At 49.0% G+C, this 23,256-nt stretch carries 25 protein-coding genes; 23 read left to right on the top strand and 2 right to left on the bottom strand.

Translation table 11 applies throughout. From position 1 onward, the window contains the following. The first annotated feature begins 36 nt into the window (after nucleotides 1-36). From recG to T472_RS03305, 4 genes are read left to right on the top strand one after another with little or no spacing between them, the layout of a single operon-like run. On the top strand, nucleotides 37-2,058 hold the full coding sequence (gene recG / locus T472_RS03320; protein WP_023863311.1) for an ATP-dependent DNA helicase RecG: 2,022 nt from the start codon (nucleotides 37-39) through the stop codon (nucleotides 2,056-2,058). A 12-nt stretch (nucleotides 2,059-2,070) separates the two neighbouring features. Continuing rightward, nucleotides 2,071-2,664, top strand: coding sequence for a 16S rRNA (guanine(966)-N(2))-methyltransferase RsmD (rsmD, locus tag T472_RS03315; RefSeq protein WP_023387840.1), 594 nt, complete (start codon nucleotides 2,071-2,073; stop codon nucleotides 2,662-2,664). Beyond that, entirely contained in the window at nucleotides 2,661-3,152 is a 492-nt protein-coding gene (gene coaD / locus T472_RS03310; RefSeq protein WP_023387841.1) for a pantetheine-phosphate adenylyltransferase, read from the top strand. Before rsmD ends, coaD begins: the two co-directional genes overlap by 4 nt. Nucleotide 3,153: 1 nt before the next feature. Then, complete coding sequence (locus T472_RS03305; RefSeq protein WP_023387842.1) at nucleotides 3,154-3,711, top strand: hypothetical protein; 558 nt, start codon at nucleotides 3,154-3,156, stop codon at nucleotides 3,709-3,711. A 55-nt stretch (nucleotides 3,712-3,766) separates the two neighbouring features. On the opposite strand, the gene T472_RS03300 is transcribed toward T472_RS03305, so the two are convergent. After that, nucleotides 3,767-4,948: a tRNA(Met) cytidine acetate ligase gene (locus T472_RS03300; protein ID WP_023387843.1), complete on the bottom strand. Its 1,182-nt coding sequence runs from the start codon at nucleotides 4,946-4,948 to the stop codon at nucleotides 3,767-3,769. Between the two features lie 108 nt (nucleotides 4,949-5,056). Between T472_RS03300 and pta the strand changes: the two genes are divergently transcribed. Both pta and T472_RS03290 read left to right on the top strand, forming a co-directional pair. Then, entirely contained in the window at nucleotides 5,057-6,058 is a 1,002-nt protein-coding gene (gene pta / locus T472_RS03295; RefSeq protein ID WP_023387844.1) for a phosphate acetyltransferase, read from the top strand. Nucleotides 6,059-6,104: 46 nt separating this feature from the next. After that, nucleotides 6,105-7,298 (top strand): acetate/propionate family kinase, encoded by a 1,194-nt coding sequence (locus T472_RS03290; protein WP_023387845.1) that lies wholly within the window; start codon nucleotides 6,105-6,107, stop codon nucleotides 7,296-7,298. 70 nt (nucleotides 7,299-7,368) lie between these two features. Here T472_RS03290 and T472_RS03285 read toward each other — a convergent pair whose 3' ends face one another. Then, nucleotides 7,369-8,634, bottom strand: a complete 1,266-nt coding sequence (locus T472_RS03285) for a CapA family protein (protein ID WP_207643939.1) — start codon at nucleotides 8,632-8,634, stop codon at nucleotides 7,369-7,371. 306 nt (nucleotides 8,635-8,940) lie between these two features. Between T472_RS03285 and T472_RS03275 the strand changes: the two genes are divergently transcribed. From T472_RS03275 to rnhB, 17 genes are all read left to right on the top strand, one after another. Beyond that, a complete protein-coding gene (locus T472_RS03275) occupies nucleotides 8,941-9,438 on the top strand; it encodes a YceD family protein (RefSeq protein WP_023387848.1) in 498 nt (165 codons plus the stop codon). A gap of 2 nt (nucleotides 9,439-9,440) precedes the next feature. Continuing rightward, nucleotides 9,441-9,626: a 50S ribosomal protein L32 gene (rpmF, locus tag T472_RS03270; protein WP_023387849.1), complete on the top strand. Its 186-nt coding sequence runs from the start codon at nucleotides 9,441-9,443 to the stop codon at nucleotides 9,624-9,626. 162 nt (nucleotides 9,627-9,788) lie between these two features. Beyond that, the gene (plsX, locus tag T472_RS03265) at nucleotides 9,789-10,784 is read left to right on the top strand and encodes a phosphate acyltransferase PlsX (protein WP_023387850.1); all 996 of its coding nucleotides are present in this window, start codon (nucleotides 9,789-9,791) and stop codon (nucleotides 10,782-10,784) included. 58 nt (nucleotides 10,785-10,842) lie between these two features. Beyond that, on the top strand, nucleotides 10,843-11,073 hold the full coding sequence (gene acpP / locus T472_RS03260) for an acyl carrier protein (RefSeq protein WP_023387851.1): 231 nt from the start codon (nucleotides 10,843-10,845) through the stop codon (nucleotides 11,071-11,073). Nucleotides 11,074-11,210: 137 nt separating this feature from the next. Beyond that, on the top strand, nucleotides 11,211-11,900 hold the full coding sequence (rnc, locus tag T472_RS03255; RefSeq protein WP_023387852.1) for a ribonuclease III: 690 nt from the start codon (nucleotides 11,211-11,213) through the stop codon (nucleotides 11,898-11,900). Continuing rightward, nucleotides 11,893-12,921 carry an elongator complex protein 3 gene (locus tag T472_RS03250; RefSeq protein WP_023387853.1) on the top strand — a complete coding sequence of 343 codons (1,029 nt, stop codon included), beginning with the start codon at nucleotides 11,893-11,895 and terminating at the stop codon, nucleotides 12,919-12,921. Before rnc ends, T472_RS03250 begins: the two co-directional genes overlap by 8 nt. Continuing rightward, nucleotides 12,911-16,483, top strand: a complete 3,573-nt coding sequence (smc, locus tag T472_RS03245) for a chromosome segregation protein SMC (RefSeq protein WP_023387854.1) — start codon at nucleotides 12,911-12,913, stop codon at nucleotides 16,481-16,483. Before T472_RS03250 ends, smc begins: the two co-directional genes overlap by 11 nt. Then, nucleotides 16,476-17,378 (top strand): signal recognition particle-docking protein FtsY, encoded by a 903-nt coding sequence (gene ftsY / locus T472_RS03240; protein ID WP_023387855.1) that lies wholly within the window; start codon nucleotides 16,476-16,478, stop codon nucleotides 17,376-17,378. The genes smc and ftsY overlap by 8 nt, the downstream gene beginning before the upstream one ends. Nucleotides 17,379-17,483: 105 nt before the next feature. Beyond that, the gene (locus T472_RS03235; RefSeq protein WP_023387856.1) at nucleotides 17,484-17,816 is read left to right on the top strand and encodes a putative DNA-binding protein; all 333 of its coding nucleotides are present in this window, start codon (nucleotides 17,484-17,486) and stop codon (nucleotides 17,814-17,816) included. Nucleotides 17,817-17,827: 11 nt separating this feature from the next. Then, complete coding sequence (ffh, locus tag T472_RS03230; RefSeq protein WP_023387857.1) at nucleotides 17,828-19,171, top strand: signal recognition particle protein; 1,344 nt, start codon at nucleotides 17,828-17,830, stop codon at nucleotides 19,169-19,171. Between the two features lie 27 nt (nucleotides 19,172-19,198). Further along, a complete protein-coding gene (gene rpsP, locus T472_RS03225; RefSeq protein ID WP_023387858.1) occupies nucleotides 19,199-19,444 on the top strand; it encodes a 30S ribosomal protein S16 in 246 nt (81 codons plus the stop codon). Between the two features lie 16 nt (nucleotides 19,445-19,460). After that, nucleotides 19,461-19,688 (top strand): KH domain-containing protein, encoded by a 228-nt coding sequence (locus T472_RS03220; RefSeq protein WP_023387859.1) that lies wholly within the window; start codon nucleotides 19,461-19,463, stop codon nucleotides 19,686-19,688. 54 nt (nucleotides 19,689-19,742) lie between these two features. Next, nucleotides 19,743-20,240: a ribosome maturation factor RimM gene (rimM, locus tag T472_RS03215; RefSeq protein WP_023387860.1), complete on the top strand. Its 498-nt coding sequence runs from the start codon at nucleotides 19,743-19,745 to the stop codon at nucleotides 20,238-20,240. Further along, nucleotides 20,230-20,952: a tRNA (guanosine(37)-N1)-methyltransferase TrmD gene (gene trmD, locus T472_RS03210; protein ID WP_023387861.1), complete on the top strand. Its 723-nt coding sequence runs from the start codon at nucleotides 20,230-20,232 to the stop codon at nucleotides 20,950-20,952. The genes rimM and trmD overlap by 11 nt, the downstream gene beginning before the upstream one ends. A 173-nt stretch (nucleotides 20,953-21,125) precedes the next feature. Continuing rightward, the gene (gene rplS / locus T472_RS03205; protein WP_023387862.1) at nucleotides 21,126-21,473 is read left to right on the top strand and encodes a 50S ribosomal protein L19; all 348 of its coding nucleotides are present in this window, start codon (nucleotides 21,126-21,128) and stop codon (nucleotides 21,471-21,473) included. Nucleotides 21,474-21,537: 64 nt separating this feature from the next. Continuing rightward, nucleotides 21,538-22,404, top strand: coding sequence for a ribosome biogenesis GTPase YlqF (gene ylqF / locus T472_RS03200; RefSeq protein WP_023387863.1), 867 nt, complete (start codon nucleotides 21,538-21,540; stop codon nucleotides 22,402-22,404). Further along, on the top strand, nucleotides 22,388-23,197 hold the full coding sequence (rnhB, locus tag T472_RS03195; RefSeq protein ID WP_023387864.1) for a ribonuclease HII: 810 nt from the start codon (nucleotides 22,388-22,390) through the stop codon (nucleotides 23,195-23,197). Before ylqF ends, rnhB begins: the two co-directional genes overlap by 17 nt. The last annotated feature ends 59 nt before the right edge of the window (nucleotides 23,198-23,256 follow it).

The raw sequence follows: 23,256 nt of genomic DNA, 5'->3' as shown, positions 1-23,256 counted from the left end.
GGAAGGCTTGGCCTTCCTTCTTTGCATGGAGGAAACATGGAAGTTCATGACCCGGTGATGACGCTCAAGGGCGTCGGTGAAAAAACTGCTGAGAAGCTCGAAGAAATGGGGATCAGGACCATACTTGACCTTATTCTCCATTTTCCGAGAGGTTATGAAAAACTATCGGATGCATGCGAGTCGTCGTTCAACGGACAGGATAAGTCGGTGGTCGAAGCCGAGCTTGTAAAAATAGGCAGGCCGGTGAAGCTCAGGAAGGGTCTTGCAATGGTCAGCGCTTCCTTCAGGTCCGAATTCGGGGACATCAGGGCGACCTGGTTCAACATGCCTTACATTTCGAGCAACTACACTGTCGGCAGTACTTACCACCTGGCAGGAAAGTTCGTGCGTAAGGGAAAAGGGCTTGAAGTGGTGAATCCTTCAACAGTAAGGGAAGTCGTGGAGATAACACCTATCTATCCGCAGGCTGAAGGGGTCACAGGAAACCTCATAAGGAAGCTCATAAGGCAGGTACTGGATTCGGTGATTATCAACGAGAACCTGCCCGGGGATATACTCGCTGAGGAGAAGCTCATGGAGCTGGACAAGGCCGTCAGGACTGTCCACTTCCCGGATAATGACAAGGACCTTTCTGAAGCGCTCGAAAGGCTCAGGTTCCAGGAGATGTTCTCCTATTCCCTTAAGATAATGATCGCCAGGAACCGAAGGAAGGATGCGGCGAACGGGATTGCATTCAGGATGAGCGGAAGGCTCGCCGAATTCAAGGAAAGCATTCCGTACGAACTGACCAGGGCGCAGTCAAGGTGTATCCGCGAAATACTCCTTGACGAGAAGCGGCCCTATCCGATGAACAGGCTCCTCCAGGGCGATGTGGGATCGGGAAAGACCATAGTGGCTCTGACTGCCCTTTTCAATGTCGTCGAGAACGGGTACCAGGGTGCTCTTATGGTACCGACGGAGATCCTTGCATCCCAGCACAGGGATGAGGCAGAATCTCTCCTTTCGGCCTTCGGGACAAGGATCGAGGTCCTGACAGGCTCTACGAAAAAGAAGGAGGCTGACAGGATAAAGAAGGACCTTGCTGATGGGACCCCGATGATAATCATCGGCACGCATGCGTTGCTTGAGGAAAGCGTGTCTATTCCTAAGCTTGGCCTAGCGGTAACTGATGAGCAGCACAGGTTCGGGGTCAACCAGCGTGCCAGGCTTATAGGGAAGGGTCAGGAGATTGACGTGCTAGTCATGTCGGCAACACCGATTCCAAGGACCATGGCTCTTGCCCTCTATTCGGACCTGGACGTCTCAACGATCGATGAACTGCCTCCTGGACGAAAGAATATCAAAACGATGCTGTTTTCCGAAGAAAGAAGGAAGCAGTGCTACAGCAAGGTCATCGAGGAGATAAGAAGCGGAAGGCAGGCTTATATCGTAACACCGCTCATAGATGAGGATTCGGAGCTTGAGGCAAGTTCCGTGGAAGGGCTTTTCACAGAACTCTCCGAAGGGATGATGAAGGGCATACCAATGGGGATGCTTCATGGCAGGATGAGGGGTGCTGAAAAGGACAGGGTCATGAAGGCATTCAAGAACGGTGAGCTGAAGGCACTCGTCTCCACCACGGTCATCGAGGTCGGGGTCAATGTAGGGAACGCCACTGTGATGCTCATAGAGAACGCAGAAAGGTTCGGCCTCGCCCAGCTTCATCAGCTGAGGGGAAGGGTAGGAAGAGGGGCGCACCAGTCATGGTGCCTGATGGTATCGAAGATGAGCTCCGAGGAGACCAGGACGAGGCTTGAGACCCTTGTAAGAAGCAATGACGGATTCTTCATAGCAGAGGAGGATATGAAGCAGCGAGGGACCGGCCAGCTGTTTGGAGTAAGCCAGTCCGGAGGGTCAGGTCTTTCGATTTCGGACCTGGCAAGGGACTACGCCATCTTCACGAGGGCAGGAAAGTTCGCTTCAAGGGTATTCCATGAGGAGAATGATGAATATAGGAGGGTTAAGGCCGAATTCACACGGAAGTTAGAGGATTCCCTGGAATTCATATGCCTTAACTGACAGGAGGAACAGATGAGGATAATAGCTGGAAGCGCGAAGGGCAGAAAACTTCTGTCACCGCACAATCAAGGAAGGATAACCGAGAAGGGCGACATCAATGCAACAAGACCGACGCTTGACAGGGTGAAGGAATCCATGTTCAGCATAATAAGCGGGAAGATACTTGATGCAAGGGTGCTTGACATGTTTTCCGGTACGGGAAGCCTTGGACTCGAAAGCATAAGCAGAGGTGCAGGAAGTGCCGTAATGGTCGAAAAATCGAGGGAAACATATGATATACTCACAAAAAACGTGGAAAATCTGGGGTTTTCGGGAAAATCAACCGCCATCCTCTCAGATTCATATGAATATTGCAAAAAAGCAGGGTATAAGGGCGATGTTTTTGATATAATATTTGTGGACCCTCCGTATCTGAACAATATGGTGAAAACATCAGTCCTCATGATCGAGGAGCTAGGGCTCCTTTCATCTGACGGAGTGATAGTATCAAAATATGACATATCCGAGGATATATACGAACCGGAAGGAAGCCTTGAATTAGTGGACAGGAGAAAGTACGGCAAGACCGTCCTTGCCTTCTACCAGCATCGAAAGGAGCATGTATGACAACAGCTGTATACCCAGGCAGTTTCGATCCAATGACAAACGGTCACCTTGATATAATGCTGAGGTCCATGAGGATCTTTGACAGAGTGATTGTCGCTGTGCTTAACAACATCGACAAGAGGTGCATGTTCACTGTAGAAGAAAGATTGGCGATGATAAAGAAAGTGGTCGGCAATTATGATAATATTGAAGTGAAGAGTTTCGAAGGATTGCTGGTTGATTTCCTCAAGGTAGAAGGGGCTGATGTCATAGTCAAGGGACTTAGGGGAGTCGCTGACTTCGACTATGAGATACAGATGGCCCATACCAACAAGAAGCTTTCGCAGGATATTGATACAGTGCTGCTCATGACGGAACCGTGCAATTCATATATCAGCTCATCAAACATAAAGCAGATAGTACATTTCGAGGGAGATATCAGCGGCCTGGTTCCTGATGAACTTCTTGAAGAGATATATGCCAAGGAAAGAAAGAACAGGGGGATTTGATATGAATGAAAGTTATGGGGTAACCTCAAAGAAAATCGAGATAACGAGTCTTGTAGAAGTTCTGCAGGAGATTGTCGAGGACGGTCAGAAGGTATTCTTCAGCAAGAAGGTAATGGTGGACAAGGATGAGCTCACTTCAGTCCTTGATGAGCTTACACAGGCGCTTCCTGAAGACCTGAGGACAGCACAGTGGGTGCTTTCTGAAAAGGACAGGATCCTAAACGAGGCCAGGAGTGAGTATGAAAGGTCCAAGGCTGAGGTGGCTGAGCTCATGAAGGCGAAGCTTGACAACCATGACCTTGTGAAGGAAGCCGAAGTCAGGGCCAAGGAGATAATCGCGAAGGCCCAGTCAGATGCTAAGATGGTAAGGCTGTCTGCAAGGGATTATGCGGACAATCTTCTTACTGACCTCGAGAAGGAGCTCCAGTCCAAGAACAGCGAGATGATGGTAAGCCTCAAGAAGCTGTTCGAAGGATTCATATCGGACTACAACAGGGACATAACAGGAACTGCGGCAGTCGTGAGGGAAAATATCAAGGAACTCAGGGAAATGAAATAGACAGCAAGAAGGCTCGCAAGCATCCTAAGACAGGTGCTGGGAGCCTTGCTTTTTGTCATATGTAGCCCTTGAAATCCCACGAATCGTCATAATCCCTGCAAAGCAGTCCATAGACCTTTGATGCCTTTGAATCAAGTGTCTGGTATTCGTCGGTTTCCTTTCCGAAGTTATGGATGAGCCTGATTTCAGTATCCTTCCTTATGGAAGCAAGGAACTCGTTCCCTCTAGGAGTCGACTCGAGGATCTTGACTGAACCCGGAGCACCCCTCCTCAGGCTGTCAAGGTCGCACCTGTCGAAAGACAGGAGGAACTGCATGAGTATCCTCGATATCCTTGTATGGGTATATCGCCTTGTCTTGACAGCCTCAATGAAACCAATAACTCCAACCGAACCTATGAGGTGTGAATGGGCTGCCATGCGCTCACCAAGACCGCCGGCAGCATCCGGGAGGCTTGAAAGGCGGTCTCCATCTACAGTCAGCCTGTACAGGAGCAGGTCCCTGCAGCTCTCGAGGGTGACCATCGAATATCCTGATGAGACAAGACTCGCAAGCTCGTCCCCGGAACTTGACGGGAGCAGTCCTTCTGCAGTACCGCCCTCAAGGAGAAGCTTCCTTATCCCTGTGGCTGACGGAAGCGACTTCCCAAGGTCTTCATCATGGTAGCCGGCTCCCTGCCTCCTGATCGTAAACGGTTCGATGGATGAGGCTGTCTTTCGGAGTGCCTTCAGATACTCAACTCCAAGAATGTTGTTGGGGCTTGAAAGAACACCTTGAGGAATATCCGGAAGCATAGCTTCGAGGGCCTTTGACCTTGCTCCTGGAAATGACTGCCCGAGGTCAAGGTGTTTCCTTAGAAGTAATCTGTACTCATCAGGTTCCTCAGAGACGATTTCTGCGATCCTTGAAAGGGTATCTAAGTCTCCGGCTTCTGAGCCGAAGGAAAGCATCTTGATTCCATGAAGGCTGTTCAGGATGTCGACCGAGCCACGTGCGAAGAATTCAGCCGATGAGAGCGCATATACCGAAGGCAGCTCGAGCACCAGGTCTACCCCGCCAAGGACTGCCATATGGGCTCTTCGGTACTTGTCAAACAGTGCAGGCGCTCCGCGCTGCACGAAGTTCCCTGACATCAGTGCGATGACGTGGGTCGCACCATTTTTCCGTGTCTCTTCAACCTGGTAAGCATGCCCCTTGTGGAATGGATTATATTCAGCGATTATGGCGCAAGGTCTCATGATGTAACCTCCAATCTATTATAAAGTATATTTTACTGCATTTACCTTGAAATGCACACATTGAAAGTTGTATCATATTAAGAGGTAAACACGAAAGGAGAAAATTTTATGGATTTTATGTCAAAAATGAAGGAAATGGCCAAAAGCGACATACAGAGAATAGTCCTGCCGGAAGGCGAAGAGGAAAGGAATCTCACCGCTGCCGCTGAAATCAATGCTGAGAAGATAGCGGAGGTCATACTTGTAGGAAACGGGGAAGTCATCAGGGAGAAGGCCGAGAAGCTGGGACTGAACATAGAAGGGATCGAGATACAGGACCCTGCGAAGTCTGAGAAAACCGCAGAATATGTCAGGGAATTCTACGAGCTCAGGAAATCAAAGGGTGTGACTGAAGAGATAGCTGCAAAGACCATGCTGGACCCGATGTATTTCGGTACCATGATGGTCAAGAAGGACGATGCCCAGGGAATGGTATCAGGCGCCATACATACGACCGGTGACCTTTTGAGGCCGGGTCTCCAGATAGTGAAGACCGCTCCTGGAATAAGCGTCGTTTCATCATTCTTCGTAATGCTTCTTGAAGACGAGAGCTACGGCAAGGAAGGCATGATGCTGTTTGCAGACTGTGCTGTCAATCCGAATCCGAATGAGGATGAGCTTGCAGCGATCGCGATCTCTACAGCAGATACGGCGAAGAAGCTTTGCGGAATGGACCCGAAGGTTGCGATGCTTTCGTTCTCGACAATGGGAAGCGCAAAGCACGAGCTTGTTACCAAGGTCCAGAATGCTGTAAAGAAGGCGAACGAGCTGAGACCTGACCTTGCTATAGAAGGCGAGCTTCAGGCTGATGCTGCCCTTGTTGCAAAGGTAGGTAAGCAGAAGGCTCCAAACTCGAAGGTTGCTGGAGAGGCAAATGTCCTCGTATTCCCTGACCTCCAGGCTGGAAACATAGGGTACAAGCTCGTACAGAGGCTTGCAGGAGCAGAAGCCATAGGACCGATATGCCAGGGCTTTGCAAAGCCGATAAATGACCTTTCAAGAGGCTGCAGCGCCGAGGACATAGTGAATGTCGTGGCAATAACAGCTGTTCAGGCACAGGCACAGAAATAGCTTTCAATTAAATAAATATATATAGCTAAAAGGCAGGAGGAAACCAATGAAAGTACTTGTAATCAATTGCGGAAGCTCATCCCTCAAGTATCAGCTGATCGACATGGACAATGAAAACGCCCTTGCGAACGGTCTTGTAGAAAGAATCGGGATTGAAGGCTCAAAGCTCACTCAGAAGGTGGATGGAAGGGATAAGTATGTACTGTCCGTTCCAATGAAGGACCACAAGGATGCTATCAAGCATGTCCTTGACACACTCACAGACGGCACTAACGGCGTCATCGCTTCAATGGATGAGATCGGTGCTGTTGGACACAGGGTTGTCCATGGTGGAGAAAAGTATGCTGATTCCGTCATCATCAATGACGAGGTCATGAAGGACCTTGTTGACTTCTCGGCTCTCGCACCGCTGCACAATCCGCCGAACATAATAGGAATAAGGGCCTGCCAGACGCTTATGCCTGACACGAAGATGGTTGCGGTATTCGATACGGCATTCCATCAGACCATGCCGGAAAAGGCTTTCCTCTATGGACTTCCTTATGAGATGTACAAGGAAAACCATATAAGGAAGTACGGCTTCCACGGAACAAGCCACAAATATGTCTCATACAGGACTGCTGAGATACTGGGCAGGGATGTAAAGGACCTCAAGATAGTCACATGCCATCTTGGAAACGGCGCATCTGTTGCAGCTGTACACAACGGCAAGTCAGTTGACACTTCGATGGGCTTCACTCCGCTTGAAGGTCTCCTCATGGGAACAAGATGCGGAGACATAGACCCTGCGATAATCCCTTACCTCATGAAGGAGTACAACTACTCCTACGATGAAGTTCTGGACATCATGAACAAGAAGTCGGGTGTGCTTGGACTCTCAGGCGTATCTTCAGACTTCAGGGACATTGAGGTTGCAGCTGACGGCGGCAACAACAGGGCGAACCTTGCCCTTGATGTGTTCTACTACAGGGTCAAGAAGTACATAGGATATTTCGTGGCAGCCATGAACGGAATAGATGCCCTCGTATTCACTGCAGGTCTCGGAGAGAATGCCCCTGAAGCCAGGGAGGCTATAGCATCTGACCTTGAGTACCTTGGAATCAACCTTGACAGGGCTAAGAACAAGGTAAGAGGAAAAGAGACAGTAGTATCCACTGACGACTCCAAAGTGAAGGTCCTTGTAGTTCCTACTAACGAGGAGCTCATGATAGCAAGAGACACATTGGCATTGGTAAAATAGTGAAATAATGCAGCCGGACCACTTCATTTGGTCCGGCTGTCTTATCTTATTCAGGTTTGATCGGTTCGGTCTATTCTCCGTAAATGGTGACCTTCTCGTCCTTCATGACTGACCTCAGCCATTCAAGGGATTCCTTTACAGATTTCTCATCCGCATCGTACTTTTCTGCGGTTTCCACATAGTCGCTCCCTATCGGCAATATCTTGTAGTCGGCATTCTCTTCGACGCCTGTAAGGCTTATCCATGTGGGAATGTATTCGGCCTTCATGATCGCTATATTGCCATCCTCATCCTTATCGAGTGTCACTCTCGCAACCATTCCGGTTTCTGTTCCCTTTATCTCAAGGATATCGAACCTCTGGTTGGAAAGGAAGTTTCCCATGGAGTAGGCGACAAGGCCTTCATGCTTTCCATCGGATGACTTGAGGAATTCCATGGACTGGACTAGGTGAGGGTGTGAACCGAGTATCAGGTCGACTCCTTCATCAACAAGCTTCCTTGCGAGCTTCTTCTGGTAGCTGTTTGGCTCCTTCTGGTACTCCGTACCCCAGTGCAGTATGATTGTGATGAACTCACAGCCTTCCTGCTTCATCTTTTCAATCTGGACCCTGATCTTTTCGAAGGAGGAATCCACGCTGGTAGTGTCTATGATGTTCAGCTGGCTTCCCATGCCCTCAGTCGGTATGTTGTTGATGTATGAACCGCTGCTGTTGAAGTATCCGCATGTGTATGCTGCTATCCCGAACTTCATGTCCTTTACCGTTCGGACTACATACTTGACGTCATTCTTGTTCCTGTATGTGCCTACAGAGGTGAGACCTCTTTCGTCTAGCTCATCCAGAGTAGCGAGGACACCTGCCTTGCCGGTATCCATTGTGTGGTTGTTGATCGTTGAAATGATATCGAAGCCAGCTGATTTTATTGCATCGAGCAGCTCCGGGGGTGAGTTGAAGCGCGGGTAGGTGGATGGCTTCCTGCTTGCGAGTATGGTGGTTTCCAGGTTAGCAAACGACAGGTCCGAATCCCCTATGATGTCCTTTATGAAAATGAAGTTATCATTGAAGTCGTACGTCCCTTCTCCAGTCTTCTGGGCGACAAGCTGAGGATAATGGACCATGATGTCGCCGACAGCAGTGATGACCACCGTGTTGTCAGGCTCAGGGGGTTCTGGCGGGACTGAAGGTGACGAAGGTTTTACTGGAGCCGTAGGGGACGTTGCCGCAGTCGGTTCGGCGGAGCCTGCTGCAGGCTCAAAGAATCCGCAGGAGGATAGAAGCAGCATCGGGAGCAGTGCCCATGGGATCGCTTTTTTGACGTTTCTGGCTATTTTACTCACCGTCCTATACAATTATCCCCTTAATTATATCTTCACTTCAGCCATAAAAAAGTACAAAAAGGTAAAAAATGGAGCTCCCTCTTCACAAATCCATGGATTGGTATATAATCGAGGTACGGAGAGAATAGGGAACACGAAATGAAGCATTCGTGAAAAAGCAGAACAAGCCGGTTGGTTTGAAAATGCTTGACTTTTTAACTCCGAATAAATATAATAATACGTGTTTGCTCACAAGGGCAAAACTTTATCCTTTTGGCACCATCCTACTCACACAGGATGCCTGAGGATGAAGATCTAGGAGTAGATATGCTTATATCACTGCGTGATATCAACAAGACCGGTATAACAAGGATTGTGGAATTTGCCATATCGGCAAGCCAGCTTGTTTTCAACAATGAGGAGATCAGGACTCTTGAACCGATAAAGGTCACCGGCACGGTCGATGTGGCCGAAGGGGTTGCGGCTGTTAAGCTGACCGCGACGACCAGACTGTCGGAGACATGTTCAAGATGTTTGGAAGAATTTGAAAGGGATCTCGTAGTCGAAATAGACGAAAAGATCGCAGAAGGCGGAGAAGAAGAAGAGGGACTTGTGCCTGTCCAGGAAGGCGGATTTATTGACCTCAGGGATGTTGTTCTGAACAGCATCTATATCTCGATGCCCATAAAAGTCCTATGCAAAGAGGACTGTAAAGGCCTTTGCCAGAGCTGCGGAACCAACCTCAACGTAAGTGAGTGCGATTGTGCATCCATAGATGAGGATCCGAGGCTATCGGCTCTCAAGGACATTTTCAAGGAGGTGTAACAATGGGAAATCCAGCTAGAAAGTTTTCTAAAGGCAGAAGAGACAGGAGAAGGGCTCAGACCTTCACACTCGCGGCTCCAGGACTCGTAGAGTGCCCGCAGTGCCATGAGAAGAAGCTCCCCCACAGAGTCTGCAAGGCATGCGGATACTACGACGGTAAGGAAGTAGTAGCTGTAGAGGCTGAATAGACATTTTTGTGATGTTTTAGAATGTCAATAAGCTAGTCAGGGAATCGTTTTACCGGTCCCCATGGCTGGCTTTTTTGTTTTTTCATATGAATGACATGTATGTCTTACTATTGCAATATGTTATAATTGCGGCAGTAAGAATATTTTAAGTGGAGGTACCATATGAGGATAGCGGTAGACGGAATGGGTGGAGACCACGCTCCACAGGAAGTGGTGGCGGGTACGATCCAGGCAGTCAATGAATATGGTGTGAATGTCGTGATAACAGGTCCTAAGGAGAAGATAGAGGCTGAGCTTGCAAAGTATCAGTTTGACAAGACAAAGGTCGAGATATTGGATGCGAGGGAAGTCATCAGCCTTGATGAAGCGCCGGTGATCGCCTTGAGAAGGAAGAAGGATTCATCCTTAAGGAGAGCCTTCGACCTGGTCAGGGAAGGAAAGGCAGACGCCGTGGTCTCAGCAGGGTCAACCGGAGCTCTTCTTGCAGGAGGTCTCCTTATCATAGGCAGGATAAAGGGAATCGACAGGGCTGCGCTTGCCGCCCTCATACCTGGAAAGAACGGCAGGTTCATGGTGATAGACCTCGGAGCGAATGCAGATGTCAAGCCATACAATCTGGTTGAGTTTGCCAGGATGGGAAGGGTTTATTTTGAAAGCGTACTTGGCTTCGTCAAACCGAAGGTAGGGCTGATCAATATCGGTGCAGAGGAAGAAAAGGGAAATGAGCTGACAAAAGAGGCATATCAGCTACTGAAGGCTGACACTACCATCAACTTCATAGGTAATGTGGAGCCGAGGGAAGTGACGGATGGTGATGTACAGATACTGGTCTGTGATGGATTCACAGGCAATACGATACTCAAGATGTACGAAGGTGTCGTAAAGAACCTTATGTCCATGATAAAGGAAGCGATGATGTCAACGACAAGGGGAAAGGTAGGAGGACTTTTGGTCAAGCCTTCTCTGAAGGAGTTCATGGCTAAGCACGACTACAAGGAAGAAGGTGGAGCTGCACTTCTTGGTGTGGACGGGCTGGTAATAAAGGCGCATGGAAGTTCGGACGCAAGAGCATACAAAAATGCGCTTAGACAGGCGAAAAAGCTTTATGACAGAGGCTTCCTTAAAATTTACAAGGAAAACATGGCAAAAGAACAGTAGGATTATGTTGCATTAAACCGGGGATTCCACTATTATACAATCTATGGAGGTGATTTTAATGTTTGAAAAAGTAAGGGCAATAATTGCAGACAAGCTCAGTCTGAACGAAGACGAGATCACAATGGACTCGACCTTCGAGGATCTTGGTGCTGATTCACTTGACATAGTCGAGCTGGTCATGGCGCTTGAAGAGGAGTTTGACGTAGAGATAGCCGACGAGCAGGCGGAGAACGCCAAGAAGGTCGGAGATGTTGTCAATTATCTTAAGACGCTCACCGGAGAAGATTAGATGATTTGAAATCCCGTATCCAGCGTGCTGTATACGGGATTTTGTTTTTTCTGTATAATGTAAAGGATCATAAGTTTATTCCTGAGGCTGCAATATAAGGCAGCTTGAGGAATAAACTTCATAAAGGAGATGAATTTATGGAGTTTGAAAAGACCATAGGTGTCGAATTCACTGACAAGAAGCTCATTGAGACCGCACTTACACACTCATCCTTTGCCAATCAGCACAAGAATATGGATTACAATGAGAAGCTTGAGTTTCTTGGAGATGCTGTCCTGCAACTTTGCATTACCGAAATGCTCTACTCAGAGTTCGTTGAAAAGTCCGAGGGGGAGCTGACGAAGCTCAGGGCACTGATCGTATGCGAGAGCTCACTTCATGAGGTTGCAAGGGCCCTTGACCTCGGCAGGCATATGAGGATGAGCAGAGGTGAGGAACAGACTGGCGGACGGACCAGACCCTCGCTGCTTTCTGATGCAGTGGAAGCGGTAATAGCAGCCATATACCTGGACAAGGGAATGGAGGAAGCAAGGGGTTTCGTCGCCAGGAATTTCCGCAGCCTCATCGAGATGGCTGGAAGGAATGAGATAGTCTTTGACTACAAGACGAGACTTCAGGAGATACTTCAGGAAAATGGAGATGTGGACATAAGGTATGACATGGTTAAGTTCGAGGGGCCACCTCACAGAAGGAAATTCTTTTCCAAGGTAGTCATAGATGACATTACCATGGGACGGGGAGAGGGCTTTTCGAAAAAGGAGTCCGAGCAGACCGCTGCAAGGGATGCACTGGAGAAGCTTGTAAGACCGGAGGATTTCGATGCGTAGACATGTCATCATACCCATATTCATACCGCACGTTGGCTGTCCGCATGACTGCGTATTCTGCAACCAGGCAAAGATAACCGGTGTACTCAGGGAAGAGTATGACAGCATAGACGCAGGGTATGTCAGGAGGATCGTGAAGGACTACCTTCTGACGATCGACAGGGACAATACTGAGCTGGAGGTGTCATTCTTCGGAGGAACCTTCACTGCCTTAGACATAAGGAAACAGAGGGAGCTTCTTTCGGTGACAAGGGAACTCAAGGAAAATGGCATCATAGACAGGATAAGGCTTTCAACAAGGCCTGACTATATCAACCTGTTCATTCTTTCGCACCTCAAGGAGCATCTTGTGGACATCATTGAACTTGGAGTGCAGTCCCTGTCAGAGGATGTCCTTGCGGCGTCGAAAAGAGGGTACAGCCCCAGGGTTGTGGAGGATGCAAGCAGAATGATAAGGTCATTCGGCTTCACTCTCGGACACCAGCTCATGACAGGGCTTCCTCTCGACAATGAGGAAAAGGACCTGTTCTCCGTCAGGGAAAGCATAAGGATGAAACCTGACATTGCAAGGATCTACCCTGCACTTGTAATAAGGGACACTGAGATGGCTGACCTGTACCTTGCAGGGAGCTATGAGCCTTATACACTTGACAGGGCAGTTGCAGTCACATCAAGGATGCTCGTCGAGTATGAGAATGCCGGAGTGAATGTTATAAGGGTCGGGTTGCAGCCTACGTCTGACATTGCACCAGGGAGAGATGTCCTTGCCGGACCTTACCACCCTGCGATCAGGGAGCTCTGTGAAAGCTATGCCATGTGCAGGAAGATCGAGGATGCAGGATTTGACAGGGTGACTGTGAGGATAGGCAGGAGGGACCTGTCGAAGCTTTATGCCGGAGGAAAGAGATATTTTACAAGGCTTTCAGAGAAGGTGGAAGTAAGAGTCGAGACAATTGACAGCGAACAGAAGGGGATATTTGAAATCATCCCTTTTGACGGAGGAGGAACAAATGTATCTTAAATCAATAGAGATAAGAGGCTTCAAGTCCTTCGCCGACAGGACCCATCTTGATTTCAGGGAAGGGATCACTGCGGTTGTGGGCCCGAACGGAAGCGGAAAGTCGAACATCTCTGATGCAGTCAGGTGGGTCCTTGGAGAACAGAGTGTTAAAAGCTTGAGAGGCGGTAAGATGGAGGATGTCATATTCTCTGGTACTGAGTTCCGTAAGCCGCTAGGCTTCGCTGAAGTCACCCTCGTGCTTGACAACTCATCAAGGAGCCTGCCGGTTGCATTTACTGAGGTGAGCGTCACAAGGAGGCTGTACAGGTCCGGAGACAGTGAATACCTCATCAACAACAACCAATGCAGGCTTCGGGATATCCACGAGATGTTCATGGATACTGGAATAGGTAAGGAAGGATATTCACTCATCGGTCAGGGAAAGATAGAGGCAATACTGTCAGGCAAGATGGAGGACAGGAGAGCGCTTCTTGAAGAAGCAGCCGGAATAGTAAAGTACAAGTCGAGGAAGGAGGAGGCTGAAAAGAAGCTTGCCAACACCGACCTGAACCTGCTGAGGGTTACCGACATACTTACAACCTACGAGGAAAGGATAGGCCCACTTGGACGTGAAAAGGAGAAGGCTGAAAAGTTCCTTGTCCTTTCTGCGGAGAACAGGGAGATCCTGATATCTCTCATAATGTCAGACCTTGATGAAATGCAGGGTGATGAGGCAAAGTTGTCAGCTGAATCTGATGCGGCAGAGATAAGATTCAATGATGCACTGAGGGAAAAGGATGAGATTTCTGCAAGGAAGGTATCCATTGAAGCTGAAATGGAAAGGAAGGCGGAGATCCAATCAGCCCTGAAGGAAGAATTCTTCATGAAGAGAGGTCAGGCTGAGGCGGTGGAAAAGGACAGGCAGATGTCTGAAGCCGCAAGAGCAGACAAGGAGAAGCTCAGGGACAGGAGCTTGAGCCTGAAGAAAGCTTCAAGGGAAAGATGCGAGACTGAAAAGGCAGCACTTTCGGGCCTGAAGGAAGAGCTTGAATCAGGAAGAGGGGAAAGGGAGTCAGTAGGGAGGATCCTCTCAGAAAAGAGGGCAGATCTTTCACGGATGGAGGAGTACCTGAAGTCCAGCGAGGAAGAACAGAAGGGTCTCAAGGACGAGGATGAGGATTCCGATGTCAAGCTTAACAGCCTCAGGAAAGAAGAGATGAGGCTCCGTGGCGATATAGCTGGTATAGCCGGCAGGATAGAGGACGGCAAATCTGCTCTTGCAGGCTACAGGGCATCAACAGAGATGAACATTTCCGCAAAGGCCGATGTCGAGGCGGAAATAGCTTCACTTGAGGCTGAAAAGGGGAAAAAGGAAGCTGAGCTTGCAGTACTCAGGAAGGAATCGGAAGAAGGCCGAAAGGTACTTGAGGACAGTGATTCAAGGGTAAGGTCCCTCTCAGAGGAGATAAGGGCATCCGAATCCCAGATCAGACTTCTGAAGAACCTTGAGGAACATTTCGAGGGATATTCAAGGTCCGTCAAGCTTCTTATGGAGCATCTTAAGTCAGGCAACAGCAAGAGGCTGGGCAGGATAAGGCTTGTGGGAGACGTGATACGCCCTGTCAAGGGATACGAGTCAGCCCTGGAGACCGCACTTGGAGCAGCTGTATCAAACATTATCACAGATGACGAGAATATTGCCAAGGAGCTCATAGGCGTCCTCAGGGAGAAGAACTTCGGAAGGGCAACATTCCTTCCCAGGAATGTTATGAAGGGGACCCGGGTGAAGCCGCCTCAACTGAAGAAGGGAAGAATACTTGGAAACATCCTGGATTTCCTTGAGGTCGAGGAAGGTTACTCAAATATCGCAGAGAATCTTCTTGGAAGGGTGTTCATATCAGAGAACATTGACCATGCCACATCAGCAGCCCGGGAAATGGGATACCAGTATAGGATAGTCACTCTTTCAGGGGATGTTGTCAATGCCGGCGGTTCCATGACCGGTGGAAGCGCTGCAGGCAAGAATTCTGGTCTGTTCTCGAGAAAGACCCAGCTTGCAGACCTTGCAGAAGGACTTTCAGACCTCAGGAAAAGCCGTGAGGAAGCCAGCTCAGCGAGGCAGGAAAAGGCCAGGGCGCTGGAAGAAAGAGGAAAGGCCGAAAGGGAGCTTTCCTATGCTGTATCACTCCTTGAAATAGAGATCGCAAAGAAAAAGGAAAGGGCTGAGGTGTTTGGAGCTGACGTAAGAAGGCTGCACTCGGTATTGGCCGAGTCGGAGATGTCAGTAAGGTCAAGGCAGGAAGAATTGGATTCCCTTGTGGAAATGTTAAACGAGATCGAAATGAGGCTTTCCTCCTTCCAGGAGGAGAGGGGACGGAACAGACAGCAGCAGAGGGACCTCAAGGAGATGAGGACTGAAGCCTTCAGGGCATATGACGCCCTGAAGGAAGAGATAACTGGCATAATGGTAACTGAAGGAAGACTTCTAGAGGTCTGGAATGCAAAAGAGGAAGACGTCCACCGAAGGGAGGAGCTCATAAGCTCCCTGCTTGAAGAGGAAAGGATGCACGAGGCAGAGGAAAAAGAGGCTGAAAGCTCGATTGCTGAGCTTGAAGATAAGCTCCTGAGGCTGAAGTCTGAAAAGGAAGGGCTCGACTCGTTCCTTACCGCACGTGAGGCTGAGCTTGACAGGATATCCATGGATGAGGTAAGGGACAAGGCATCCCTCAGGGAAATAAGCGGTGCCCTTGCAACGATTGAAGAAGAATACCATGTTCTTGACAAGGACCTGATGAGGAAGAAGGATGCACTTGAGAAGCTTAAGGGTGAGCGGATATCGCTCGTCAACAGGATCAACGACGAGCTCGACATGACACTCGCACAGGCAAGGGATGAGATGGTAGAGCTTACTGACAAGGATGCCGCCAGGAAGAGGCTGAACCAGCTGAGAAAGGAGATTTCAAGCCTTGGCTCGGTAAATACGGCAGCTATTGAGGAATTCCGTGAAGTAAGCATACACAGGGATTTCCTGACTGCACAGAGAAAAGACCTCGAGGATGCCAAGTCTGAGCTGAAGGAGCTCATTGCGGACATGACGCTCAGGATGAGGATAATGTTCCAGGAAAACTTCAAGGTAATGAGCGAAAACTTCGAGGATACCTTCAGAAGGCTCTTTTCCGGCGGGCATGCGAAGCTAATCCTGGGAGAAGGGGATGTGCTGGAAGCGCCAATTGAGATCAGTGTCCAGCCGCCTGGCAAAAAGCTCCAGAACATAACACTCATGTCAGGTGGGGAAAAGGTCCTTTCAGCCATAGCGCTGACGTTCGCAATCCTCAGGATGAAGCCTACGCCGTTTTGCATACTCGATGAGATCGAGGCTGCTCTTGATGAGGCCAATGTAGCGAGGTTCTCAGCATTCCTTCGAGAATTTGCACTTGAGACCCAGTTCATACTCATAACACACAGGAAGGGTACCATGGAGGCATCGGACGTGCTTTATGGCGTGACCATGGAAGAAAAGGGAGTGTCAAAGATAGTTTCACTGGACCTCTCTCAAGAAAGGAGAAAACGAGAAATTGGGTAGCTTATTCGACAAACTCAAGGAAGGCCTTGCAAAGACCAGAGACAGCCTTACAGATAAGTTCAATGAGGTCTTCGGCCTCGCTGTCACTATAGATGACGACCTTTATGACGAGCTTGAGGAAGTTCTCATAACCTCGGATGTTGGATATGAGACCTCTGTGGATATCATAGAAAGGCTGAAGAAAAAGGTGAGGACTGAGCATATCAGCGATGTTGCCCTCCTGAAGGATGCAATGAGGGATGTCCTTGCTGAATACATGGAATCTGAGGAGCCGTTTGATACCACAGGTCCAATGGTCATACTCGTCATCGGGGTAAACGGGGTAGGCAAAACGACCTCGATAGGTAAGCTTGCCCACAAATACAGGGCAGATGGCAAGAAGGTGATACTGGCAGCCGCTGACACCTTCAGGGCAGCTGCGATAGACCAGCTTGAGATATGGGCAAAGAGGGCCGGAGTGGAGATAGTAAAGCATCAGGAGGGTTCAGACCCTGCCGCTGTGGTGTTTGACGCCGTGCAGGCATTCAAGGCGCGAAAGGCAGACGTGCTTATCTGCGACACAGCGGGAAGGCTCCATAACAAGAAGAACCTGATGAACGAGCTTGAGAAGATAAACAGGGTAATCGACAGGGAGATTGGGGATGCCAGGAAATACTCCATGATAGTCCTCGACGGAACCACTGGTCAGAATGCCATAGTACAGGCGAGGGAGTTCAAGTCGGTTACGAACCTGGACGGAATAATCCTGACCAAGCTGGATGGTACGGCAAAGGGCGGAGTCGTGTTTTCAATAAAGCAGACTCTTGACCTTCCGGTCCTCTACATCGGAGTCGGAGAGGGTATAGACGACCTGCAGGAATTTGATCCCAAGGCCTTTGCTCAGGTTGTCATTTAGGTTGGTACTGAGGAATTGTTTTTAATTGTTTGCACCCTGTTAAGTAAAAATACTTGACAGGGTGTTTGCCCTTTGTTAGTATTGTTAATGTGAGTAGGTGAGGTTATGGAAAACAGAATGGAAATATCCTTGTTGATGGATCATTACGGGGTTCTCCTGACGGAAAAACAGAGAAGTATCATGTCAATGTACTATGATATGGACCTGTCGCTGTCGGAAATCGCGGAAAATCAGGATACAAGCAGGCAGGCCATCCATGACCTTATAAAGAGATGCATCAGGATACTTGAGGATTACGAAGGCAAGCTTAGCCTTATGAGGTCCTCGCAGGAGTCTGAAAGGACAAAGGAAAGGATCATGATGGTTCTCGGTGAAAGCTGCCTGAAAGATGACAATACGCTTCTCCAGGAGATCAGAGGTCTTCTGGGAGAAATTTAAGGAGGGATCGCATGGCATTTGACGGATTGGCCGAAAGGCTCCAGGAAACCTTCAAGAAGCTGAGGGGAAAAGGGAAGCTTACGGAAAAGGACATCAAGGACGCCATGAGGGAGGTCCGCCTTGCCCTTCTTGAAGCAGACGTTAACTTCAAGGTCGTAAAAAGCTTTGTAGCCAAGGTCAGCGAGAAGGCGATGGGCACTGAGGTCCTGGAAAGCCTCACGCCCGGACAGCAGGTCGTGAAGATCGTACATGATGAGCTTGCTGCTCTCATGGGTGGCGCGGAAGCGAAGCTTAACTTCGACCCGTCCATCACCGTATTCATGCTTGTGGGCCTTCAGGGAGCGGGTAAGACAACCATGGCAGGCAAGCTCGCGCTTTATCTAAGGAAGCGCAACAGGAAACCCCTGCTTGCGGCCTGCGACATCTACAGGCCGGCTGCCATAAAGCAGCTGCAGGTAGTTGGAAAGCAGATAGACATACCGGTATTCACACTTGGTGACAAGACGAATCCGGTGGATATCGCGAAGGCAGCCATGGAACACGCAAGAAAGGAAGGCCGCGATGTGGTCATTCTGGATACTGCGGGCAGACTCCATATCGATGAAGCACTGATGCTTGAGCTGAAGAACATCAAAGCAGCGGTCAATCCCAGGGAGATACTCCTTGTGGTCGACTCCATGACAGGTCAGGATGCGGTGAACGTCGCGGAAAACTTCAATACCATACTGGACATATCCGGTGTCATAGTAACCAAGCTTGACGGAGACACAAGAGGCGGTGCAGCGCTTTCCATAAGGGAAGTGACAGGCAAGCCTATAAAATTCTCCGGTACCGGAGAAAAGATGTCTGACATCGAGGTCTTCCATCCTGAGAGGATGGCAGGTAGGATACTCGGAATGGGCGATGTCATGTCTCTCATCGAAAAGGCGCAGAGCGCCATAGATGAGAAGGAGGCAAGGGAACTTGGCTCCAGGATGATGACTAAGGAATTCAATTTCGAGGACTACATGAATGCCATGGCTCAGATGAAGAAGCTGGGACCGCTGAACAAGCTGCTTGAAATGATCCCGGGAATGAACTCCCAGGAGATGAAGGGGCTTGACCTGTCGGACAGCGAGAAGGAAATGGCGAAGACTGAATGCATAATACAGTCTATGACACAGAAGGAAAGAAGAAACCCGAAACTTCTGGACAATCCGTCCAGGAAGAGAAGGATAGCTAAGGGATCAGGCACTACGGTGCAGGATGTCAACAAGCTCCTGAAGGGTTTCGAGAACATGAAGAAGATGATGAAGCAAATGGGTTCGATGCAGAAGAATCCAAAGAAGGGAATGTTCGGCAAGATGCCGTTCTAACCCCAATAAATACGGAGGTGAAATCAAATGGCAGTAAAGATAAGACTTAGAAGAATGGGTTCAAAGAAGGCACCATTCTACAGACTGGTTGTTGCGGACTCAAAGAGCCCAAGAGACGGAAAGTTCATCGAGGAGCTTGGATACTATGATCCTACAACTGAGCCAAGCACAGTAAAGATCGACGCTGAGAAGGCTGCAGGCTGGCTCAACAAGGGCGCACAGCCTACAGAGGTCGTAGCAAGACTTTTCAACAAGGCTGGAATAACGAAGTAGACGAGGAGGAAGGGCAATGAAGGAACTGGTAGAGTTCATCGCCAAGGAACTTGTCGACTTCCCTGAAAAGGTCTCAGTAAGCGAAGTCGAAAAGGAAGGCCAGACAGTCATAGAACTGAGGGTAGCCGAAGAAGACATGGGAAAGGTCATTGGAAAGCAGGGCAGGATTGCCAAGGCTATCAGGACTGTTGTCAAGGCGGCTTCGATGAAAGAGAACAAGAAAGTACAGGTCGAGATACTGTAGTTTTGACTTTAGAGCCTACTTGCATTTGTAAGTAGGCTTTTTTAGAGGTAAGGAATGAAGGAATATTTAACTATCGGAGAAATAACAAAACCCCATGGAGTCGTGGGAGAGGTCAAGGTGTTCCCTCTGACCGATGACCTGGAAAGGTTCAGAAACCTTAAGAATGTCCTGATCGACGGCAAAGAGGTGAAAGTCCTCGAGGTCAAGCTTCTTACCGACAGGGCAGTGCTCAAGCTCGACGGGATAAACACCGTGGAGGCAGCTGACAGGCTAAGGGGCAAGACCCTGGAAGTCAGAAGGAAGGATGCAGTAAAGCTAGAGAAGGATGCGTATTTCGTTGAAGACCTCAAGGGCTGCAGGGTATTTGACACTGAAGGGAAGGACCTTGGGGAGATATATGATGTTATAGCGACAGGCTCCAATGACGTATACTGGATAAGGGAACCGAAGGAACTTCTCATACCTGCATTAAAGACCATTGTAAAGGAAGTTGACGTCGAATCTCTCAGGGTAGTGATAGCACCTGTCAGGGAGTGGTCCTATGAGGATTGATATTCTCACCCTTTTTCCGGAAATGTTCAGGATATTCGATGAAAGCATCATCGGAAGGGCAAAGTCAAAGGGCCTCTTTGAGATCAATGCCGTGAACATAAGGGAATACACGCTGGACAAGCATAAGAGCGTTGATGATGCTCCTTATGGAGGAGGAAGCGGAATGGTGATGACTCCGCAGCCCCTTTTCGATTCTATCGCCCATGTGAAGGAAAAGAACGGCGGGAAGGTGATCTTCCTGGGGCCAAAAGGAAGGAAGTTCGACCAGAGGCTTGCCGAGGAGCTCTCCAGGGAAAACGAGCTTGTCTTCCTTTGCGGTCACTACGAGGGTATCGACGAGAGGGCGTACAGCGTCATAGACATGGAGGTGTCAATCGGTGACTTCATACTTACCGGTGGAGAGATGGCAGCGATCCCTATTATCGACAGCATCCTGAGGCTTCTGCCAGGGGTACTCGGAAAGGACGAATCCTCCCAGGAGGAATCATTCACCGAAGACCTGCTTGAGTACCCTCACTACACGAGACCCGAGGATTTCAGAGGCATGAAGGTGCCTGAAATACTCCTGTCAGGTCATCATGAGAATATCAGGCAATGGAGAAGGTACATGATGCTGAAGGCAACCAGGGAGAAACGGCCAGACCTGTACAGAAGGCACGTGCTTTCAAGAGATGACCAGAAGATCCTCAAAAAATTCGAGGAACAGAAGTGAACCAGGTAATAATCTCCAACAGAACAATCTCTCGAGGAATATCAAGGCAACATTTGAAAATTTGTTGCATATGTTGATTACTTTATGTTAAAATATAGTTTGTGCTAGTACGGGCGGTCCTCTTGGATTCATTTCCTATGAACGTCAATTTAATCTTATAGGAGGGAATGCACATGAATGAACTGATAAAGGCTATCGAAGCCGAGCAGCTCAGAGGAGAAGCTCTTCCTGAGTTCAACGTCGGAGACACTGTAAAGGTCCACGTAAGGATCAAGGAAGGCGCCAGGGAGAGAGTACAGATCTTCGAAGGAACTGTTACAAAGATCCAGAATGGCGGAGCAAGAGAGAACTTCACGGTAAGAAGGCTCGCTTACGGAGTAGGCGTCGAGAAGACGTTCCCAGTCAATGCACCTTCAGTTGAGAAGGTTGAAGTGGTCAGGTACGGCAGGGTCAGAAGGGCTAAGCTGTTCTACCTCAGAGACAGGGTCGGAAAGGCCGCTAAGGTCAAGGAAGCAAGATAATCCGGATGAAAAAGAGACCTTGGTCTCTTTTTTGTTTATGCGCAGATAGAAAGGAAGTGATGGCATGGCAATTAACTGGTTCCCGGGCCATATGGTCAAGACAAGAAGGGAGATTGAGGAAAATCTCAAGCTGGTCGACGCTGTGATAGAGATCAGGGATGCAAGGATCGTCAGGTCCTCAAAGAATCCTCAGGTAGACAAGATAATAAAGAACAAACCGAGGCTTGTACTCCTGAACAAGGCTGATATAGCCGAAAGCTCAGTCACCAGAAGGTGGATAAGGAAGCTTGAGAATGATACGACAAGGGTCCTTGAAGTGAACTCCCTTACCGGACAGGGACTTAATTCCATAAAGCCTGCACTTACTGAGCTTCTCCATGAAAAGCTGGAGAGGAGCAAGAACAGGGGGATAGTCAATTACACCATGCGTGTCATGGTTGTAGGCATACCAAATGTCGGAAAATCCTCATTCATCAACAAGATGGCAAAGGCTTCGATTGCAAAGGTAGGCGACAGGCCTGGCGTAACCAAGAACAAGCAGTGGATTAAAACAAAGGATGGAATCGAGCTCCTCGATACACCTGGAATACTATGGCCGAAGTTCGAGGATGAGAAGACATCCCTTCACCTGGCATTCACTGGTGCCATCAAGGATGAGATCATGGATATCGAGACACTTGCCCTGAGGCTTGTGGAGAGGCTTTCAAGCCATTACGGTGACAGGCTGGTAGAGAGGTATAAGATTGATTCGGTTTCAGAGGACCCGTTGGAGACGCTCGAGAATATAGCAAGGAAGCGCGGCTGTATAATGTCAAAGGGTGAAATTGACTACAACAGGGTTGCTGTGATGCTGCTTGATGAGTTCAGGGGAAACAAGCTTGGCAACATAACCCTCGAGTGGCCGGAGGAAGAGGATGAACAGGATGAGTGATGGAATAGGCACCATGAAGGCTTCTGAAGTCTCAAGGTTCGTGAAGGAAAACCTCAGTCAGCTGCTTGAGGAAAGGGACTACTGGCTGCATGTCCTTGGCAGTGATACCAGGTCTTCAGTGAGGGCCCTCTGCAGCTCCATAACAAGGGAAGAGAACAGGATTTCTGCGGAAATTGCACGTGTAAGGGCTCTATATGACTTTGACGCTAAGTTTGGCAATCTTGTGGCAGGTGTCGATGAAGTTGGAAGGGGTCCCCTTGCCGGACCAATAGTCGGTGCCGCGGTAGTACTCAGGACGGACAGTTTGGATAGTTCCCTGATACTTGAGATAAATGACTCGAAGAAGCTTTCAAGGAAGAAGAGGGAAGAACTTTTCGAGAAAATCATGGAACAGGCTGAAGCCTATGCAATCTATGAGATGAGCAACCTTGACATTGACAGGGTCGGTATATCCTATTGCAACCATGAGGTGTTCAGGGGGTCATTGAGGCAGATTCCGATAAAGGTAGACATGGTGCTTTCTGACGGATATCCCATAAAGGACTTCCGAGGAAGGAACACCCCTGTCATAAAGGGAGATACGAAGAGCGCAGCGATAGCTTGTGCTTCGATAATTGCTAAGGTCCACAGGGACAGGATAATGGAGAACATACACCAGTACTATCCTGATTATGGCTTCGATTCAAACGTGGGCTACGGGAGTCAGGTGCATATAGATGCGCTGAAAAGGCTGGGTCCCTGTCCGATCCACAGGATGAGCTTCCTGACATCCATACTTGAAAAAACAACATGAATGAATAAGGATACCTCCTGAAGGCATAATGGATATATCATGCTTGCAGGAGGTATGTT

The organism is Youngiibacter fragilis 232.1, from assembly GCF_000495435.3.
GTDB classification, from domain to species: domain Bacteria; phylum Bacillota; class Clostridia; order Clostridiales; family Clostridiaceae; genus Youngiibacter; species Youngiibacter fragilis.
Note: the sequence above shows the minus strand (reverse complement) of the source record. Positions and strands in the feature narration are given on the sequence as shown.

What these genes read in the sequence shown, in the direction of transcription:
- recG (WP_023863311.1), top strand. Translation starts at nt 37, where the DNA reads ATGGAAGTTCATGACCCGGTGATGACGCTCAAGGGCGTCGGTGAAAAA.
- rsmD (WP_023387840.1), top strand. Translation starts at nt 2,071, where the DNA reads ATGAGGATAATAGCTGGAAGCGCGAAGGGCAGAAAACTTCTGTCACCG.
- coaD (WP_023387841.1), top strand. Translation starts at nt 2,661, where the DNA reads ATGACAACAGCTGTATACCCAGGCAGTTTCGATCCAATGACAAACGGT.
- T472_RS03305 (WP_023387842.1), top strand. Translation starts at nt 3,154, where the DNA reads ATGAATGAAAGTTATGGGGTAACCTCAAAGAAAATCGAGATAACGAGT.
- T472_RS03300 (WP_023387843.1), bottom strand. Translation starts at nt 4,948, where the DNA reads ATGAGACCTTGCGCCATAATCGCTGAATATAATCCATTCCACAAGGGG.
- pta (WP_023387844.1), top strand. Translation starts at nt 5,057, where the DNA reads ATGGATTTTATGTCAAAAATGAAGGAAATGGCCAAAAGCGACATACAG.
- T472_RS03290 (WP_023387845.1), top strand. Translation starts at nt 6,105, where the DNA reads ATGAAAGTACTTGTAATCAATTGCGGAAGCTCATCCCTCAAGTATCAG.
- T472_RS03275 (WP_023387848.1), top strand. Translation starts at nt 8,941, where the DNA reads ATGCTTATATCACTGCGTGATATCAACAAGACCGGTATAACAAGGATT.
- rpmF (WP_023387849.1), top strand. Translation starts at nt 9,441, where the DNA reads ATGGGAAATCCAGCTAGAAAGTTTTCTAAAGGCAGAAGAGACAGGAGA.
- plsX (WP_023387850.1), top strand. Translation starts at nt 9,789, where the DNA reads ATGAGGATAGCGGTAGACGGAATGGGTGGAGACCACGCTCCACAGGAA.
- acpP (WP_023387851.1), top strand. Translation starts at nt 10,843, where the DNA reads ATGTTTGAAAAAGTAAGGGCAATAATTGCAGACAAGCTCAGTCTGAAC.
- rnc (WP_023387852.1), top strand. Translation starts at nt 11,211, where the DNA reads ATGGAGTTTGAAAAGACCATAGGTGTCGAATTCACTGACAAGAAGCTC.
- T472_RS03250 (WP_023387853.1), top strand. Translation starts at nt 11,893, where the DNA reads ATGCGTAGACATGTCATCATACCCATATTCATACCGCACGTTGGCTGT.
- smc (WP_023387854.1), top strand. Translation starts at nt 12,911, where the DNA reads ATGTATCTTAAATCAATAGAGATAAGAGGCTTCAAGTCCTTCGCCGAC.
- T472_RS03235 (WP_023387856.1), top strand. Translation starts at nt 17,484, where the DNA reads ATGGAAAACAGAATGGAAATATCCTTGTTGATGGATCATTACGGGGTT.
- ffh (WP_023387857.1), top strand. Translation starts at nt 17,828, where the DNA reads ATGGCATTTGACGGATTGGCCGAAAGGCTCCAGGAAACCTTCAAGAAG.
- rpsP (WP_023387858.1), top strand. Translation starts at nt 19,199, where the DNA reads ATGGCAGTAAAGATAAGACTTAGAAGAATGGGTTCAAAGAAGGCACCA.
- T472_RS03220 (WP_023387859.1), top strand. Translation starts at nt 19,461, where the DNA reads ATGAAGGAACTGGTAGAGTTCATCGCCAAGGAACTTGTCGACTTCCCT.
- rimM (WP_023387860.1), top strand. Translation starts at nt 19,743, where the DNA reads ATGAAGGAATATTTAACTATCGGAGAAATAACAAAACCCCATGGAGTC.
- trmD (WP_023387861.1), top strand. Translation starts at nt 20,230, where the DNA reads ATGAGGATTGATATTCTCACCCTTTTTCCGGAAATGTTCAGGATATTC.
- rplS (WP_023387862.1), top strand. Translation starts at nt 21,126, where the DNA reads ATGAATGAACTGATAAAGGCTATCGAAGCCGAGCAGCTCAGAGGAGAA.
- ylqF (WP_023387863.1), top strand. Translation starts at nt 21,538, where the DNA reads ATGGCAATTAACTGGTTCCCGGGCCATATGGTCAAGACAAGAAGGGAG.
- rnhB (WP_023387864.1), top strand. Translation starts at nt 22,388, where the DNA reads ATGAACAGGATGAGTGATGGAATAGGCACCATGAAGGCTTCTGAAGTC.